Source organism: Paenibacillus sp. KS-LC4 (assembly GCF_036894955.1).
Classification (GTDB): Bacteria; Bacillota; Bacilli; order Paenibacillales; family Paenibacillaceae; genus Pristimantibacillus.
The window spans coordinates 3,682,738-3,699,636 of the sequence record NZ_CP145905.1; the positions used below are offsets into that span (position 1 = coordinate 3,682,738).

The 16,899-nt window shown below is 48.4% G+C and carries 18 protein-coding genes; 2 read left to right on the forward strand and 16 right to left on the reverse strand.

The window, feature by feature from the left end:
- Positions 1-209: 209 nt before the first annotated feature.
- Entirely contained in the window at positions 210-815 is a 606-nt protein-coding gene (locus tag V5J77_RS15595) for a CPBP family intramembrane glutamic endopeptidase (RefSeq protein WP_338551759.1), read from the reverse strand.
- A 108-nt stretch (positions 816-923) separates the two neighbouring features.
- Here V5J77_RS15595 and V5J77_RS15600 point away from each other — a divergent pair, with 108 nt between their 5' ends.
- Entirely contained in the window at positions 924-1,841 is a 918-nt protein-coding gene (locus tag V5J77_RS15600) for a hypothetical protein (protein ID WP_338551760.1), read from the forward strand.
- Positions 1,842-1,855: 14 nt separating this feature from the next.
- Here the strand turns inward: V5J77_RS15600 and V5J77_RS15605 are convergent, their stop codons facing one another.
- The gene (locus V5J77_RS15605; RefSeq protein WP_338551761.1) at positions 1,856-2,182 is read right to left on the reverse strand and encodes a rhodanese-like domain-containing protein; all 327 of its coding nucleotides are present in this window, start codon (positions 2,180-2,182) and stop codon (positions 1,856-1,858) included.
- A gap of 285 nt (positions 2,183-2,467) precedes the next feature.
- Here V5J77_RS15605 and serA point away from each other — a divergent pair, with 285 nt between their 5' ends.
- Positions 2,468-4,057 (forward strand): phosphoglycerate dehydrogenase, encoded by a 1,590-nt coding sequence (serA, locus tag V5J77_RS15610; RefSeq protein ID WP_338551762.1) that lies wholly within the window; start codon positions 2,468-2,470, stop codon positions 4,055-4,057.
- A gap of 168 nt (positions 4,058-4,225) precedes the next feature.
- On the opposite strand, the gene V5J77_RS15615 is transcribed toward serA, so the two are convergent.
- The 14 genes from V5J77_RS15615 to ribE form a co-directional block, all read right to left on the reverse strand.
- Positions 4,226-5,692, reverse strand: a complete 1,467-nt coding sequence (locus V5J77_RS15615) for an ATP-binding protein (RefSeq protein ID WP_338551763.1) — start codon at positions 5,690-5,692, stop codon at positions 4,226-4,228.
- Positions 5,692-6,408, reverse strand: coding sequence for a response regulator transcription factor (locus tag V5J77_RS15620; protein WP_338551764.1), 717 nt, complete (start codon positions 6,406-6,408; stop codon positions 5,692-5,694). Before V5J77_RS15620 ends, V5J77_RS15615 begins: the two co-directional genes overlap by 1 nt.
- Positions 6,409-6,435: 27 nt before the next feature.
- Positions 6,436-7,698: a cytochrome c biogenesis protein CcsA gene (gene ccsA, locus V5J77_RS15625; RefSeq protein ID WP_338551765.1), complete on the reverse strand. Its 1,263-nt coding sequence runs from the start codon at positions 7,696-7,698 to the stop codon at positions 6,436-6,438.
- The gene (locus V5J77_RS15630) at positions 7,695-9,356 is read right to left on the reverse strand and encodes a cytochrome c biogenesis protein ResB (RefSeq protein WP_338551766.1); all 1,662 of its coding nucleotides are present in this window, start codon (positions 9,354-9,356) and stop codon (positions 7,695-7,697) included. The genes ccsA and V5J77_RS15630 overlap by 4 nt, the downstream gene beginning before the upstream one ends.
- A gap of 12 nt (positions 9,357-9,368) precedes the next feature.
- Complete coding sequence (locus V5J77_RS15635; protein WP_338551767.1) at positions 9,369-9,902, reverse strand: redoxin domain-containing protein; 534 nt, start codon at positions 9,900-9,902, stop codon at positions 9,369-9,371.
- Positions 9,903-9,992: 90 nt separating this feature from the next.
- Positions 9,993-10,736 carry a pseudouridine synthase gene (locus V5J77_RS15640; RefSeq protein ID WP_338551768.1) on the reverse strand — a complete coding sequence of 248 codons (744 nt, stop codon included), beginning with the start codon at positions 10,734-10,736 and terminating at the stop codon, positions 9,993-9,995.
- A 54-nt stretch (positions 10,737-10,790) separates the two neighbouring features.
- Entirely contained in the window at positions 10,791-11,324 is a 534-nt protein-coding gene (locus tag V5J77_RS15645; protein ID WP_338551769.1) for a spore maturation protein, read from the reverse strand.
- Positions 11,317-11,985, reverse strand: a complete 669-nt coding sequence (locus V5J77_RS15650) for a nucleoside recognition domain-containing protein (protein WP_338551770.1) — start codon at positions 11,983-11,985, stop codon at positions 11,317-11,319. Before V5J77_RS15650 ends, V5J77_RS15645 begins: the two co-directional genes overlap by 8 nt.
- Positions 11,986-12,086: 101 nt before the next feature.
- Positions 12,087-13,265: a D-alanyl-D-alanine carboxypeptidase family protein gene (locus V5J77_RS15655; protein ID WP_338551771.1), complete on the reverse strand. Its 1,179-nt coding sequence runs from the start codon at positions 13,263-13,265 to the stop codon at positions 12,087-12,089.
- 250 nt (positions 13,266-13,515) lie between these two features.
- Complete coding sequence (gene ytfJ, locus V5J77_RS15660) at positions 13,516-14,004, reverse strand: GerW family sporulation protein (protein ID WP_338551772.1); 489 nt, start codon at positions 14,002-14,004, stop codon at positions 13,516-13,518.
- 115 nt (positions 14,005-14,119) lie between these two features.
- On the reverse strand, positions 14,120-14,806 hold the full coding sequence (locus V5J77_RS15665) for a DUF2953 domain-containing protein (protein ID WP_338551773.1): 687 nt from the start codon (positions 14,804-14,806) through the stop codon (positions 14,120-14,122).
- Between the two features lie 77 nt (positions 14,807-14,883).
- Entirely contained in the window at positions 14,884-15,489 is a 606-nt protein-coding gene (gene scpB / locus V5J77_RS15670; RefSeq protein ID WP_338551774.1) for an SMC-Scp complex subunit ScpB, read from the reverse strand.
- Complete coding sequence (locus V5J77_RS15675) at positions 15,458-16,237, reverse strand: segregation/condensation protein A (protein WP_338551775.1); 780 nt, start codon at positions 16,235-16,237, stop codon at positions 15,458-15,460. The genes scpB and V5J77_RS15675 overlap by 32 nt, the downstream gene beginning before the upstream one ends.
- Positions 16,238-16,387: 150 nt before the next feature.
- Positions 16,388-16,858: a 6,7-dimethyl-8-ribityllumazine synthase gene (ribE, locus tag V5J77_RS15680; RefSeq protein ID WP_046231986.1), complete on the reverse strand. Its 471-nt coding sequence runs from the start codon at positions 16,856-16,858 to the stop codon at positions 16,388-16,390.
- Positions 16,859-16,899: the final 41 nt, after the last annotated feature.

Consider the following 16,899-nt stretch of genomic DNA (forward strand, 5'->3'; position numbering starts at 1 on the left):
CACTCCATACCAGAACAATAAGCCGACCAAGCTCACAAAGAGGAAAAACAAAACATTATAATACCATCTCGTTATTTTACTGGCGCCCGATGGGAACTTTTTCCGTCTAGGGGGAAGGATTTCCCTTCCCTCTTCATCCGTTCGGGGAGCTTCCGTTCTCTCGGGCGACGGTCCCTTGCGCGCGGCTTTCCCGAATTTTTGTACCCTGCTCATAATTGCCCTTTCGGTTCCCTCCTGAATCTTATAATAAAGCCCATAATCATATCTATCGCAAAGTGCGCAAGAATTGGGGCCCACAAGCTGCCGGTTTGGATATAAATCCATCCTAAGCCGTAGCTTATGGAAAATACAAGTCCAGTTGGTATCCAATGCTTTAAATACCGAACATGAATGGCTGCAAAAATAATGCTTGTCCAATACGGCCCAAACGCATGTTGCAGAGCCCCCCTAAAAAGCAGCTCTTCACATACTGAGACGACAAACGACAATACGATAATATGCCAAATTGGGCGTTCGCGGAAAATCCGGTCATTCACACCGCCATCATCGGTTGCTTCATCAGGGACAAAACGGGATATAGACAAATCTACAAGCAGTACAACCGCCGCCAAGCCTAGTCCAAACCATACGACAGCTAGCTCTTTCGGAAAATGAAATAAAGTAATTATGCTTTGACGCTGAAATAAAATCCATATCAAGCCGATAATAAAAGTAAGTGCTTGCGTCATGTACAAATTAATGAGCAGCATGCGATCGTCAAGCTCGTCAACGGTCACCTTGCGCACTCGTATTTTACGGATGTCGAATTTTTTCATAACTTCCCGCCCGTCCTGGAGGTTCGTATTTTTGAAGTAAATTCACCTGTACGCACAGGCTGCAAAAGAGAGCAATAATGAATACATACATAAAAAGGGAGTTTTGTTATGGAAAAGCAGCTAACCCGTTCCGCCATGTTTTACAGCATAGGTTTTATTTTCATGCTGGTTTGCGCAGTTGGCGCATTTTTCTACGGTGTACAGTACGGCAGTGAGCAGACAAAAAACAGCTACGAAATGAAACAGCTAAACAGTGAGGCAAAAGCCAAGTCGACTCCTTATCAGCAGCAAGATCTCGTCTCCTACTATCATACTGTATTTCTGCCCTACCGTGAATTCCAAAACGAATGGTTCAATGCGATGAAGAAGCTTGAGCAGGATGATTCTGCTGATGGCATTGCCCTTTTCAAGGATTTGTCCAAGCTAGCCAAGAAAACGGCAGCCGAGGTCGCCTCCTTCAATATGCAGCAATCGCCACTGCTCGGTGAAGCACAGGCGAGCGTCATTAAAAGCCTTGAATTGTTTGAGCAAACGTCTACTAAAGCAGCAAACAAAGCGAAGACGCTCAATTCTGCCAAGCTCATCGCAGCCGTTGATGACGATTCCATTTACCAAGCAGCCGTGAAGCAAACCCTGTCCTCGCAGCAATCGTATTACAGCGCGATGATGAAATGGGGGGCTGGTGTAAATAGTGATATTCCTAACGAATACAAATTCCCAAATATTTTGGAAATTAGCAAGTGGAACAAATTGCCCCTCATTGTGAAAAACAAACTAATGGCGGACCATTTGCTGTCACAAAAGCAGCTAACAAATTACTATCCACAGGATTTGGTTATCCGAATCGATGAATTCATTAAGACGGGGCAAGCGGAAAAAATGAAAATCCGCTCCATCGCTGCCATTGCTGAGCTGTTAATAAATACAGCCGCAGTACGCAGCGGCGACTACAGCAGCGGCTCAGAGCAAATGTACAGCAAGGAAGTGCTGCCGCTGCTGCCTTTCTTCACCAAGACCTCGTCTTAAGCGAACCGCTTGCGCTAATCGTATTGGAACCCTTGAAGCAGGGCAATGGCCGCCATTCCTCCCGTCACATTGAGGAGGCTGCCATAGCCCTGTTTTTCTAAATATCCGCATACATTTGCGCTGCGAACACCATGTGCGCATACGATATAAAGCGGCTTGTCATCCGCTAATTGTCCCAATTGCTGAGGGATTGTATTCATCGGTATAAGCGTGGACTGCTCCAGATGATAATAATCCCATTCAAATGACTCACGAACATCAATGACTTGCGCTGCCTCTATCTGCCCTTTCTCCAAAAGCTGCAAAAAAGCATTCGCTTCGATCTCTTCCCAATTGCTCATGTTTCGTCTCTCCCCTTTATCTATTTAAGCAGGCAATGCATGAATCATATCAAAAAATTTCACATTTGATCAAGTTTGAGGATTGCAATTGTCCATGTTAATGCTTTAAAATGATAAAGGCTATCCTTTCTGTTCGTTCGACATGATTCGAGCAGCCGTTTGATGATATGAAACTCTCGCCTCACATGCATCCGTGTGCAAGGGCGGTTTTTATTTTAGTATCACACCTGTTGTAGCTTACGAAATGATTTTACAATCGCAAAAATTTTAGGGGGCAATCTACTTATGTTTAAAGTGCTAGTATCCGATCCTATCAGCGATCTGGGCATCCAACAGCTTGTAGACGCGGAAGATATCATTGTCGATAAAAAACCAGGTTTAAGCGAGGACGAGCTCGTCGCCATTATTGGCGAATATGACGCTCTGCTCGTTCGCAGCCAAACGCGTGTAACAGCGCGCATTATGGAAGCTGGCAAGCTTCTGAAAGTCGTTGGACGCGCAGGCGTTGGCGTAGACAATATTGATCTGGAAGCTGCAACCCAGCGCGGAATCATCGTTATTAACGCACCTGACGGCAATACGATTACAACCTGCGAGCATACTTTTGCCATGATGATGGCTGTAGCCCGCCATATCCCTCAAGCGTATATGAAAACGGTCAATGGCGTTTGGGATCGCAAATCCTTCCTTGGCGTAGAGCTTCGCAACAAGGTACTTGGCGTTCTTGGCATGGGCCGTATTGGCAGCGAGGTTGCAAAACGTGCTAAAGCTTTCGGCATGGACATTCTCGGCTACGATCCGTTTATGACGGAGGAACGTGCAGAGAAGCTTGGCATTAAGCTCGCATCGGTGGAAGAAATTGTCCGTAACGCGGACTTTATGACCGTGCACACCCCGCTTACACCAGAGACTCATCATATGATTGGCAAAAACCAATTTGCTGTTATGAAGCCTGGTATGCGTATCGTTAACTGCGCTCGCGGCGGCATCATTGATGAAATTGCTTTGGTTGATGCAATTGATCAAGGCATCGTTGCTGGAGCCGCTTTCGACGTATTCGAAGTAGAGCCTCCTGCTGAGGACCACCCATTCCTGAAGCATCCGAAAATTATCGTAACGCCTCACCTTGGCGCATCGACAGTAGAGGCCCAAGAAAATGTTGCGATTGATGTTTCGGAGCAGGTGCTGCACATTTTGCGTGATGAGCCGTTCAGCAATGCAGTCAACATGCCGCCAATTCCGGCTGGCCTGCAAAGCAAGCTTCAACCGTATTTCATACTTGGAGAAAAGCTGGGCAGCTTTATTGCCCAAATGACAGACGGGCCTGTACAGGAAATCGTTGTCGGCTACTCGGGTGACCTTGCGGAAGTAGATACACAGCCATTGACTCGCTACGTTGTCAAAGGCATTCTGTCCCATCACCTTGGCACAGAGCAAGTTAATATTGTCAACTCTTTGCACCTTGCGAAAGAACGCGACGTCAACATTGTCGTTCAAAAATCGCATATTTCGAAGGACTTTACGAATCTCGTAACCGTATCGCTGCGCACGAAGAAGGAAGATCGCGTCGTTGGAGGTACACTTCTTACAGGTTACGGTCCTCGCATTGTGCAAATTGACAACTTCCCTGTCGATGTTACACCAGAAGGCAACCTGATTCTGATCTCGCATAACGATAAACCAGGTATTATCGGTCGCGTAGGTACGCTGCTGGGCACGAATGACGTGAACATCGCAACGATGCAGGTGGGTCGTCAGCTGGAGGGCGGCTCCGCGATTATGGTGCTGCGTGTTGACAAAGGAACACCGAAAGAGGTTCTTGAGCAGCTTACAAATTTAACTGAACTGAACACTGCAAAAGAAATCAAAATTTAATAAAGACTTTAAGCTTATGCAAGAAACCCCTACGTGTTCTTTATTGACCACTTAGGGGTTTTTGCTTTTCAATCAAGCTCTATTCATTTATGAAAATGTTTCACGAGCAACAAGATTTAATGCTTCTTTTCAACAAAAAATAGCGCTCCGACAGGAGCGCCTTGACAGCTAATGCTTCGTTTCGACAGGCAGCAACAGCGTAAAGGTCGTGCCTTTGCCGAGTATGCTGTCTACTTCGATTTGCCCATTATGCTGGGTTATAATATTTTTGACAATCGCAAGGCCGAGACCCGTTCCAACAGAGGTGCCTCGCTTGCGCGATTTGTCCGCTTTATAAAACCGTTCGAAAATATATGGCAAATCCTCGCTAGGAATGCCCTGACCCTCATCTTTAATTTGCATTTGAATAAAAGGGGTCTGATTAATCGTCATTTGGCTTGCCGCAATGGTCACGGACTTGCCCAGCGGCGTATGCCGCAGCGCATTATCCAGCAAATTGGTCAGCACCTGCTCTAGCCGATCTTCATCCGCCCCTAGCAGCAAGAGCGGTAGATCAGGCAGCTCTGTCTTAAACATGACTTCCCGTTCTTTGGCAAATACTTGGAACTTGCGATGCACACGCCTTATAATTTGCAGCAAATCGACCTGCCGCAAGTTCAACTCCACATGCCCAGCCTCCATGCGCGCCATATCCAGAAAATCATTGACTAGCCGGCCCATACGCAGTGATTCATCATATATGACCTGTACAAGCTCTTTACGCTCCTCTGGAGATGCCACAATATCATCAAGCAGCGCTTCGCTGTAGCCTTGCATCATCGAAAGAGGCGTTCTAATCTCATGCGAAACATTCGCCACAAAGTCCCGCCGCAGCTTCTCCAGCTTATGCTCCTCCGTCACGTTTCGAATAACGGCGACCGCTCCACGGGCAACGCCCTCGCGCAGCAGCGGAGCCATCACGACCGACCACATGCTGTTGTGCACGTATACTTTATTCGAAACATCGCGGCCTTCGTCCATAACCTTCTCGAATATATCAAGCAGCGGCCCAGGAACAGAAGAGTAGGGCTTTGTGCTATCGTAAAAAGCATCGCCCCACTCCTGATTAAGCTCAGCCCAGCGGTTTATAAGCAAATGTCCCGGCGGATTTGTTAAAATGATTTCGCCTTCAGCATCGAATGTTATTACACCGTCACCCATGCTGCGCAAAATGCTCGACAAATGCTCCTTCTCATGATTTAGATCATGAATGAGCTTATCGACCTGCTCAGTCATATGATTGAACGTATTCGCCAGCTCGCCAATTTCATCATTTGAGCGAATTTTCACCCGCATCTGATAATTCCCTTGCGAAATGGAATCAGCAGCCTCCTTCAGCTCCAATAACGGCTGCTGAATTTTGCGCGATAGAAAGAAGGCAAAAAACGTAGACATCAGAAAACCAATGACTGCAACGATGACGAACAGCAGCATTACTTCATGGCTGGCATCCTTTTCAAACAAATACCCAATGTAAGGAACAAGAAACACGCCAAGCGTCAGCAGTACAACCGCCACAAGCAAAATAATCGTCACCCATAGCTTGCCTACGACGCTATGCCACAATAGAAAAGGAGAATACTTCCTCCAGTTCATTACTTTGGCACCTCAAGCTTGTAGCCGACGCCCCACACCGTTGTAATCATGGCTGCTGCATCGCCCGAAACTTTGTTCAGCTTCTCGCGCAGACGCTTGACATGCGTATCTACGGTTCGGAGATCACCAAAAAACTCATAGTTCCATACATCCTTAAGCAGTTCCTCACGGGAAAACACCTTGTCTGGCGAAACAGCCAAATAGTGCAACAGCTCATATTCCTTTGGCGTCAAGCTTACTTCCTGCCCTGCCGCTGTTACACGGTGAGCATCATGCTCAATGACCAAATGCGGAAATACGATATTGTTGCTGGAATTGACCTCCTTCGTCAAAAAGGCAGTGGCTGAGGAGCGGCGCAATATCGCCTTAACCCGATAAATGACTTCGCGCGGGCTAAATGGCTTAACAACATAATCGTCAGCCCCCACCTCAAACCCTTGTACGCGATTCATTTCCTCGCCTTTCGCTGTCAGCATAATGACAGGCGTCGCCTTCACTTGACGAAGGCGGGAGCACATTTCCACGCCGTCAATGCCCGGAAGCATGACGTCGAGCAAAATCAGCGCGTAGTCCGTAGCTGTAGCCATTTGCAGAGCGGATTCCCCATCCTCCGCTTCATCAATGACATAGCCTTCCTTTTCTAAATACATTTTGAGCAAACGGCGAATCCGTTCTTCATCGTCAACAACCAAAATTCGGTTGGCGAAATTAGACATATCCACTAACCCCTTTCCCAATCGCGATTAATTCGTTCCCGCGTAAGAATGAAGACCCGCTATTACCAGATTTACACCAACAAGCGTAAACAGTATAACGACGAAGCCAATGACCGCGAGCCAGGAGGAACGCAATCCCTGCCAACCGCGCGACAATCTGAAATGCAAATAAGCACTGTAATAAAGCCAGGAAATAAGCGCCCAAACTTCCTTAGGGTCCCAGCCCCAGAACCGCCCCCATGCAATATTGGCCCAAATCATGGCAAAGATGAGCGCGCCGAGCGTGAAAATCGGAAAGCCAATCGCAATGGCGCGATAGCTGATTTCATCCAGATCATCCGGGTCTACCCCCTCCATGACCGGATGAATAACGGCTCCCAGCGGCTTGCGGAATACGAGGCGGAGCAAGCCGTACAGAATCGTTCCAGCAATAATCGACCAAATAACCGTATTGAGCTTGCGGCCTGCATTTACGCCGTTCATCCAAGATGGCGCCTCCAGCTTCGTGTCGGTCATGCCAAGGAAGCTATCAGCATGGACGACCTGGCTGTTATAAGGCTTCACAAGCGGAGGCAGGGTATAATTAACCGTTTCGACTTTAGACGACTCCATTCCCTTGGAATCAACTATCGACATCTCCTGTGAGAACTGCGCTTCATAACCTGCGGCGCGGAAACCAAATACCGCAACCAGAAAACCAATAATAACAACAATCGTATATAGCGAGAACTCTACCCAAAAACGCGATCTCCGCGCTTCCTTCGTCTCGCTATTGAAATCAACAACCCGCAGCAAATACATAAGTCCGGCAGCAAAACCGACGGCGAAAAAGGCTTCGCCAAGCGCAGCTGTCGTGACATGTACTTTGAGCCATATGGAGTTAAGCGCTGGAATTAGCGGCTGAACCTCCTGTGGAAAAACCGAGGCATAAGCTACGATAATAACGGTTAGCGGCAGGGAGAACATGCCCAGCAGCGCTTTACGATAAATGGCATATATAATCGTAAACGCAATCATGATCGCCATGCCGAGAAACGTCATAAATTCGTACATATTACTCGTTGGAATTTGGCCGCTTCCTGCCCATCTTGTGAAAAAGAAGGTCAGATGGGCTGCCAGCCCCAAGCTTGAGATGATAAACGCAATGCTTCCCCAGCGCTTCTCATGCTGAAACGGATCGCGATTGCTCCACTTTTTACCCGCAATCGCAATGACATAAAATAAAAAGGCAAAGCAATACAGAAAAAAAGCGGCTATAAAAGCATCACTGCTCAAATCAACTAAACTCACGCGTTATTCCCTCCGTTATCTAGCGACTTTGGATCTACGGTCACGCCAATCTTTTGAAGCGCGCCTGCCACATCCGACCGCATGCCATACCAGTTTTTATTCGTGTGTGCGCCAAGCGAAAGCTGACCATCGTCAATGCGCAGCCAAATTCTACGATGCTGCCAGTATGAGCCCATCAACAAGCCGATCATGGATATAGCTGCACCGACCCAGACAAAATCCAGCGCCTTGTCCACACGAACATTAAGCGAGGTAGAAGCTTCTGAGAAGTTGACATTTTGCATCCCGTCAACCTTGATCTCAAACTTGCTTGCTAATGCGCCATTAATTTGATCCTGCCCAAACTTCTCCTTGTCCTTCTGCATCGGAAAATACATATAAGGCTGTCCCGCTTCAGGGAGTCCCGGACCGGTAATCAGAAAGACGAATGCTGGTGCATTTGGTTCACGCCCGAGCGTCGTCGGTTCGCCGTTCTCGCCAACTGCAAAGTCCATGTAATTGGCAATAAGCCGCATTTTGTATGGGCCAAGCTCATAATTCAGCGCAGCATCCTTCATCGTCAACTCGAACGGCCCGTATTTCTCGCCCGTCTCTTTGTTGATCAGCATAGGCTTGACGCTTATGAGCCTCGGCGTCAGATCGAAGTCAAACTGATAAAGCTTCAAGCCTTTGTAATTCAGCGGGCTGTTGACGATAATATTATGCTTCGCTACTTCCTCCAGCACCGGCGTCTCGCCAGCCTCGCAGCCGCTTGTACACGTATAAAGCACAGCCGCCGTTTCATAAAGCTTCGCCCTAGCCTGTCCCTTCAGCTCCGGCGGAAGCTCGTCATCCGTATAAAAGTCAACGGTAAACTTTTCATTTTTAACATAATAGTTGGTGCCTTCTATTGGTACAGTCGCTCCATCAGCTATCGTTATATAGCTGTCCATTTGCCAGCCGGGCAGGCTGCGGGCGAGTATCGACAGCAGAAACAAAATAAGGCCGATATGATTAATATAAGGTCCCCATCTGCTAAATCGGTTTTTCTCCGCAAGCAGTGCGGAGCCGTCCATATGAACACGATAGCGCTTCCGCTTTAGCTGAGCCGCAAACTGCTCCACCCATGCCTCGGCAGGCTCATCCACCTTTGCGGAATAAACCGTCTTCTGCCGATTGATGAACTGTAGATGCTTGCGAATTTGCTGCTTGCTTAGCGCCCGATAAAGCGGCAAAATCCGATCCAGGCTGCAAATGACGAGTGACGTCCCAATCATTACAAGCAGCGTAATAAACCACCAGGACTCGTACGTGTGCGTCAAACCTAGCATATGATAGATTTTGCCTGGTGTGCCATATGTACTTTCATAATAAGCCGCTATATCAAAATTGTTAATAAACGTGTTTTCCTGCGGGTAAATCGTTCCAAGAGTAGCGCCGAGAAACGTCAGCACTATTAAATAAATCGCAATTTTTACGGAAGAAAAAAAACTCCAAATCCGGTCGATTGGATTTTGGTTTTTTTTCTGCGAACGCCGGGCAATGCCGTCATAACGCATTTCTAGCGGCTCGCTTTGCTGCTGGTCCTCCATCAGCGGCTTGCCGCAGCTTTCGCACAGCACCGTTCCAACCGCGTTCTGATGACCGCATTCACACTTGGTGTTATGTATAGCTAACACGGAAGAAACCTCCTAATACGTTAACAGCTTCTCTATTCGCTCATCAATATATGCCTCAGTCATTCCACCAACCGTAATATCCATAATTGTACCATCCGGTTTAACGAAAAAAGTCGTTGGATACGATCTTAGTCCGTACTCTCGCTCCGTCTTCCGGTCCACATCCCGCAATATCGGATAGTTCAGCTCAAACTGATGGACAAAATTGTTAACGGTGAGTGTATCCTCGCTCAAATTAATAGCCAGAATTTCGAGGCCATCCTTTTGCCATTTAGCAAATTGACGTTCGAATTCCGGCATTTCCTTCACGCATGGCGGGCAAAAGGTTCCCCAGAAATTAACGACAATCGCTTTGCCCTTATAATCCGACAGCTGGTGTACGTTGCCCTGTAAATCTACAAGCTTAAACTCAGGAGGTGTTCCCCCCACTTTCGGAACGCCCCCGCCTTGATCGGAAGCAAACAAAGTTGTTCCAATCGCATATCCCCCGATAATGAGTACGGCGGTCAATATGACAATTTGCATCATTTTGCGTGACGATTTCATAGAGCTTTCATCACCTGCATTTCAGTTAGTGTGTCTACATAGATAGATCCATTATAACGAAAAGCTGGCGGCAATTGCCGCTGCCGCCGTCTACTTTTTATGAACTTTATGTGACTTGCGGGCGGCCTCGCGCAGCTCCTTCACCTCGACAGGCGTCAGATGGCGAAATTGCCCCCTTGCCAAATTGTTCAGGCCCAACTCGCCGAACTTTACCCTTCTCAAGCGAACAACTGGATGGTTAATCGCTTCGAACATTCTTCTAACCTGACGATTGCGGCCCTCATAGATCGTAATACGGACAGTTGATGTGTTTTCTTCCGTATTCACGTCCTGATACTCCACCTCAGCAGGAGCAGTCATGCCGTCCTCCAGCTTAACGCCCTTCTTCAATTGATCCAGCAGCGTTCCGTGCGGCACGCCCTTTACTGTCGCATAATAGGTTTTCGGTACATGATGGCTCGGGTGGGTCAGAAGATTGGCGAACTCGCCGTCATTCGTGAGCAGCAGCAGCCCTTCCGTATCGTAGTCCAAGCGACCTACCGGATAGACGCGCTCCCTGATGCCTGGCAAATAATCGGAGACGATTTTGCGGCCTTGCGGATCGCTCGCGCTCGTAATAACGCCCTTCGGCTTATTCAGCATCACATATACTTTTTTCTCATTTCGGATTGGCTTGCCATTCACAAGTATGACATCAACAGCAGGGTCTGCTTTCACACCGAGCTCAGTCACTTTCTCGCCATTAACTTCAACCACTCCAGCCAAAATCATTTCCTCGCATTTTCTCCGGGATGCGATGCCCGCTTGCGCTAATATTTTCTGTAAACGTTCCAATACTTTCACCTCAAACTTTATCATAACGATATGAGGCGCAAAGCACAAGCGCTGTTAACCGAATATGTACATGCAAATGAAAATTGCTGCTAAAAAACCGACCAGATCGGAAAACAAGCCCACTTTAAGGGCATATTTGGTTTTTCGGATTCCAATCGCTCCAAAATAAACGGTCAGCACATAAAGCGTCGTATCTGTGCTTCCTTGAATCGTAGAAGCAATTCGCCCAATCATTGAATCCGGCCCATAGGTTTGAATCAGATCTGCGGTAAAAGCAAGAGACCCTGCTCCAGTTAACGGCCTAAGCACTGCAAGCGGCAATACCTCGCTAGGTATGCTGAGCCAATCGAACAGCGGGCGAACGACGCCACTCATAAAATCCATCGCGCCCGAAGCACGAAACATGCTGATTGCGACCATCATTCCGACGAGATGGGGAATAATTGCAATGGCTGTACCGAAGCCATCCTTGGCCCCTTCAGTAAATGTCTCATAGACGGGAACTTTGCGAAAAGCCGCATAAAGTGGAATAAATACAATAATAGCAGGTATGAGCCATGCCGATGCTCTTGTAAAAGCGTCAAGCAACGCCGCCACCTCCTCCCGATGCTGCCGCTGCTCCCGGTTTGACTGCTGGGGCAAGAGGCTGGGACGGACCTTTGACAATAGGCGGCTTTTGCCTGCTCCGGCACCAGCGATCAGCCACAATCGCCGCAGTGGTAGCTATACACGTAGCGGCGAGCGTCGTTCCGACGATTTCCGCAGGATTCGCCGAGCCGTAATTCATGCGAATGGCAATTAATGTAGTCGGAATCAGCGTAATGCTGGATGTATTTAACGCGAGCAGCGTGCACATGGCTGGAGTGGCGACAGCCGGATCAGGGTTCAGCTTTTGCAGCTCCTGCATCGCCTTAATGCCCATAGGCGTTGCCGCGTTGCCTAATCCGAAAAGGTTGGCGCTCAGGTTGCTCATAATATAACCGAGTGCCGGGTGGTTTTTGGGCACATCCGGAAATAACAAACGAACGATGGGGCCGAGCAGCTTTGCCATTTTTTTCAACAGGCCTGCATCCTCCGCTATTCGCATCATTCCTAGCCAGAACACCATAATGCTGATCAGACCGAAGCTGATCGTCACGCCAGCCTGCGCTCCTGTGAACGCTGCCCCCGCTACTGCATCAATTTTGCCATTGAAAGCACCAACGACGACGCTAATGACAATTAAAAACAGCCAAATAAAATTAACCATGCTTCCCGCCTCCCCAAGCAGTCAAGCGTAAACGGCGGCTTTGTGCATATTCAAGCAGCAGCCGTTTCAGATTCAATTAAGTTTGGTATAGCAAGCTTATATCATCTAAATAACGCCCGAATGGCTACGCCAGCCGCTGCCAAATAACTTTCTTTCCTAACCCCATCGTTGAAAAATACATCCGCTTCTGCCTTTTTGCGCTCAGGAAGCGTAAGTCTGCTGCTTCCCGTATCATAAATGGGCACAGCTCCTATTTTCGCCTCATTCATATACCACTCCAGCGTTCCTCTTTCGCCTAATGCATAACGCGTCGTTGCTTTATTTACCACGACAAGTCGTGAAGTCAGCTGGCCTTTTTCCTCCTCCGTTAGAGGGTAACTGAAGCTTTGCCCTACAGCGTAAGGATAGCCGGCAAGCGCTTGTCCTTTGCCCGCTAATTGAGCTAATGGATAATGCTTGAAGCCCCAATCAAGCATTTGGCGGTGATCCGCCCAATCATCTCCATCGCTCAGCGTGACAGCTGCCAGCTGCTGGCCGCCTCGGGTAGCGGAGCTGACAAGGCAACGCAGCGCCTGCTTCGTGTAGCCAGTTTTAACGCCATCTGCGCCCTCATACATTTGGAGCATTTTATTTTTGTTCACCCATTTATATTGCCACTGCTCATGCGGATTTGGCACCTGCTTGACGGGTGTGCTGACAATTTCGGCAAATACAGGATTGCGGAGCGCATATGCAGTCAGCTTAGCAAGATCGTTGGCTGAGGAATAATGCCCCTTCTCATCAAGGCCATGCGGGTTTTTAAATTGGGAGTTCGTCATTCCCAGAAAAGCAGCCTTTTCATTCATCAGCACAACGAACCCTTCCTCTGAACCGCCGACATGCTCGGCAATTGCGGTTGCTGCATCATTTCCCGAGCGCAGCATGAGGCCATAGAGCATGTCCTGCAATTTCATTTCCTCATTAAGCTGCAAATAAATCGAGGAGCCTTCCTTGCCTACCGCACGCTTGCCCGTCTTGACGGTGCCTGACAGGTTGCCATGCTCTATCGCTACAATAGCCGTCATAATTTTGGTTAGGCTGGCTATAAGCATCGGCTTGTCTCCGTCCTCGCTGTAGAGCAATCTGCCCGAGGTGACATCAATCAGCGCCGATGCTGATGCATGTGTGCTTAGCGGTTCTGGTTCAGCCGCGTAGCCTGACGCTGGCAGGCTTGTCCCTAACAAACAGAACGCCAAACCAAACAAGAGCGATATACGAGCTATTTTTACATTGCTAATCATTGTTCGCGGCCCCTTTCCTAATTTGTAAATTTACCAAACAAGGGAGTACACTTTCCTTACCCACAAACTTTTGAACACCTTGTACACTATATGCTTGTCTCGTAAAAATAAGACTGTAAAGTGTAGCTGACCTATGCCCTTCTCAGCAAAGCCACATCCCTCTCGTGTAAAAAAGAACGGTATTTTATTGACTCGGCTCATCGAATGTTATCCTTTAAACGAAAAACTGCCCTTGCGGGCAGCCTTGGCCTTAAATAATGGTTGTGTCTGTTGTGCTCATGTACCCTGAATTCATATTCGTGCCTGCTAATTGGCTCGTGCCACCAGACGAGCTGCGAATCATGGATTGCACCTTATCGAATACATAGGGTGTCGAATCAATAATTCGCTCCAGCAGATGCGTGTTATTATCGAGCGGCACGATTTTGACGCCTTGGGTGCCAACAACGAGAAAGGCAATTGGCGTGATCGATACGCCTCCCCCGCTTCCTCCGCCGAATGGCGCAGCTATTGTCGCCTTGTGGCTGTCATCGGAGCTGCTCGACGAAGCGGAACTGTCACCGCTGAACCGCATGTCACTGCCCCCGGCGACAAAGCCGAAGCCTACTTTGCTGATCGGCATAATGATGCTGCCATCCGGTGTCTGTACAGGGTCGCCAACAATGGTGTTGACGTCGACCATTTCTTTAATATTTTCCATTGCTGTTTGCATAAGGCCTTGTATTGGATGCTCGTGCACGACATCTCCTCCTAATTGTACAAATCAATTTAATGCAGGCTACGCTAATAATGTTTCCCGCAGCCCCGCATTGTATGTACGGAGGTGAAACGGCATATACAGCTATACTTATCCCTTATTTGAACAATATTTGGTGCCACATTTGGAGGCCATGCGAGCCTTTTTTGAGTCTGAATAGCAAGCTAAGGCCAGATTTTACCGCATGGAACATACTAAGCTTGGCCGTACATTGCCATTCCGTCTGAAAATAAGTCCCTTGGTACACCGGCTGCACTTGAAGCACCGGATCGGCTTTAAGCAAAACGAACTGTGATATGACACCCAGCATCGTCGTTTTAATCGACCATACAGCCCCAGTCGTCATGGCTGTCCACATCGCGTCCCCAACGCCTACCGTTGTCGACCATTTCCATTCGGTCAATTGCACCTTTTTCAGCAGCTGCCTGACCCAGCCTCGCAAATTTTCGGTTACCTCCAGCGCATGCTTCATTTTCTCAATAAATCGCTGTACATTTTCGGCGTCAATTTTCCCCTGCTGCTCCTTGGAATGCTCCACGCCTGCCTGCTTGGTGCTAATTTGCTCATGCAGCCGGATTGTAGCTCCCTGCAATTTCAATTGCGGGATCTTCACCTTATAATGCAGCAGTCCATAGAGCCCTACAATTCGCACATCAATATGGTCAAGCTCGCCCTTCCTTCTAAGCTTTCCATATACACGCACCGGCGAAGCAAGGGCAAGCAGCAATAAGAACAAAAAAAAGAGACCTGCCGCCGTCATCAAGCCGTAAAGGTTTCCGGGCATCGTGCTTCCTCCGTTTTCCTATTATGGGTTGAATATAGTATGACCCGGCGGTCAAATCTCATTCTCTGCAAGCCTGATTAATTCGGCGGAATCTCGTCAATCGTCATTTGCCGTTCGCCGATGCGTTCAAACAGCATTTGTGTCTGCTCTTCAAGGGCGTCCTCCACATCGACATGCTTCGGCTCTGGCAAAGCTTTAATACTTGGCAGTCCAAAATAATCCAGAAACGCTTTGGTCGTGCCATACAAAATAGGACGACCAATCGCTTCCGCGCGTCCAACCTCTTCAATTAAATCTTTGGAGACGAGCGACTGAATCGCTCTATCGGTTTTGACACCGCGAATTTCCTCAATATCAATACGGGTAATGGGCTGGCGGTAAGCCACGATAGATAATGTCTCCAGCGCTGCTTGCGACAGCTGCGAACGTGTAGGCGTGTAGGCCATTCGCTCAAAATAAGCGGCATGATCAGGATGAGTCGTCAGCCGATAAGCACCGGCAACCTCCGTCACCTGAACGCCTCGCTCCTCCCTGGCCAAATCCCGATGCAGCTCATATACCAAATCGGCAGCAAGCTCGGCATCAAACTGCATAATATCGGCAATTTGCCGCTTGGTCAGCCCTTCATCGCCTGCCATGAACAGCAGGCCCTCAATAATCGACTTCAATTTCTGATAATCCACTGTCCTCCGCATCCCCTCTCCAATGAATTACAATATCATCAAACAGCTGATGCTGAAAACAACGAATATGCTTCATCTTCATCAACTCCAAAATTGCCAAAAACGTAACGACGATTTCATGCCTGTCCATATTTTCACGAATCAGCTTTGAAAACTGCACCGTCTCAAACTGCCGCAGCACCTCTACAATGTCGCGAATCCGATCCTTTACGGATATTTCATCCCGCTGCACGGTCGCTACAAATTGGCGCCTTGCCGCCTTTTTGAGCGCACGCTGAAAAGCCGCCACCAGATCAGACACATGCAGCCCCTCAAGCGGGTTAATGTCCTGCTCCTGCAAGAAGGGGGTCATGTCCTCCGGCTCACGCGAAAAAACGAGGCTCCGCTGCATTTCCTTCTCCCGCAGCTGCTCGGCAATTTGCTTGAATTTGCGATATTCAACGAGCTTCTGAATGAGCTCATCGCGCGGGTCAAGGCCATCATCTGGCCAGTCCTCATATTCCTCCTCAAACACGGGCGGCTTCGGCAGCAGCTGCCTGCTCTTAATGGCTAGCAGCGTAGCCGCCATCACGAGAAACTCACTGGTCACCTCAAGCTCCATCTCCGTCATTGCATTCAAATAGTCCATATACTGATCTGTAATCTCGTTGATTGATACCTCATGAATATCAATTTCTGCTTTATCAATCAAATGCAGCAGCAAATCCAGAGGTCCTTCGAAAGATTCCAGCTTGTAAAGCACTGACACTGCCATTTCCTCCCGACTAATCTTCCGATAAAATCGCCGCGCTACTCGCAAGCGTAAACAACAGCTGCCAAAGAGCAGCATCTATCCTTTACGCTAAAAATAGAAGAGCCTCTTGTCAGAGGCCCTTCGCACGAGCTGCAAGCCTTAAGCTTAATTATGCAGCAATTTTGTCAAATTAGCCATCTCTATTGCACTGGCAGCAGCTTCGTACCCTTTATTTCCAGCTTTTGTTCCTGCGCGCTCAATCGCTTGCTCAATGGAATCAACCGTCAATACGCCAAAAATCGTCGGTACGCCCGTCTTCAAGCCAACAGCCGCCACTCCTTTGGCCGCCTCGTTGCACACGTAGTCAAAATGCGGTGTTGATCCCCGAATAACGGCACCCAGCGTAATAACCGCATCGTATTTGCCGCTCTCTGCCATCTTTTGCGCGATAAGTGGAATTTCAAAAGCTCCCGGTACCCAAGCCACCTCAACCTCGTTATCCAATGCGCCGTGGCGTTTAAACGCATCAAGCGCTCCGCTAAGCAGCTTGCTCGCAATAAATTCATTAAACCTTCCAACAACGATTCCGTAACGCAAGCCTTCTGATACTAAATGTCCCTCGTATACATGTGGCATAATTAAATTCCTCCCAATTCATTTTTATAATGAGTGTACGA

Excerpts from the sequence above, each read along its gene's own strand:
- V5J77_RS15605 (WP_338551761.1), bottom strand. The coding sequence starts at position 2,182 with ATGAGCAATTGGGAAGAGATCGAAGCGAATGCTTTTTTGCAGCTTTTG.
- V5J77_RS15655 (WP_338551771.1), bottom strand. The coding sequence starts at position 13,265 with ATGATTAGCAATGTAAAAATAGCTCGTATATCGCTCTTGTTTGGTTTG.
- ribE (WP_046231986.1), bottom strand. The coding sequence starts at position 16,858 with ATGCCACATGTATACGAGGGACATTTAGTATCAGAAGGCTTGCGTTAC.
- V5J77_RS15635 (WP_338551767.1), bottom strand. The coding sequence starts at position 9,902 with ATGAAATCGTCACGCAAAATGATGCAAATTGTCATATTGACCGCCGTA.
- V5J77_RS15595 (WP_338551759.1), bottom strand. The coding sequence starts at position 815 with ATGAAAAAATTCGACATCCGTAAAATACGAGTGCGCAAGGTGACCGTT.
- serA (WP_338551762.1), top strand. The coding sequence starts at position 2,468 with ATGTTTAAAGTGCTAGTATCCGATCCTATCAGCGATCTGGGCATCCAA.
- V5J77_RS15600 (WP_338551760.1), top strand. The coding sequence starts at position 924 with ATGGAAAAGCAGCTAACCCGTTCCGCCATGTTTTACAGCATAGGTTTT.
- V5J77_RS15615 (WP_338551763.1), bottom strand. The coding sequence starts at position 5,692 with ATGAACTGGAGGAAGTATTCTCCTTTTCTATTGTGGCATAGCGTCGTA.
- V5J77_RS15650 (WP_338551770.1), bottom strand. The coding sequence starts at position 11,985 with ATGGTTAATTTTATTTGGCTGTTTTTAATTGTCATTAGCGTCGTCGTT.
- V5J77_RS15665 (WP_338551773.1), bottom strand. The coding sequence starts at position 14,806 with ATGCCCGGAAACCTTTACGGCTTGATGACGGCGGCAGGTCTCTTTTTT.
- V5J77_RS15620 (WP_338551764.1), bottom strand. The coding sequence starts at position 6,408 with ATGTCTAATTTCGCCAACCGAATTTTGGTTGTTGACGATGAAGAACGG.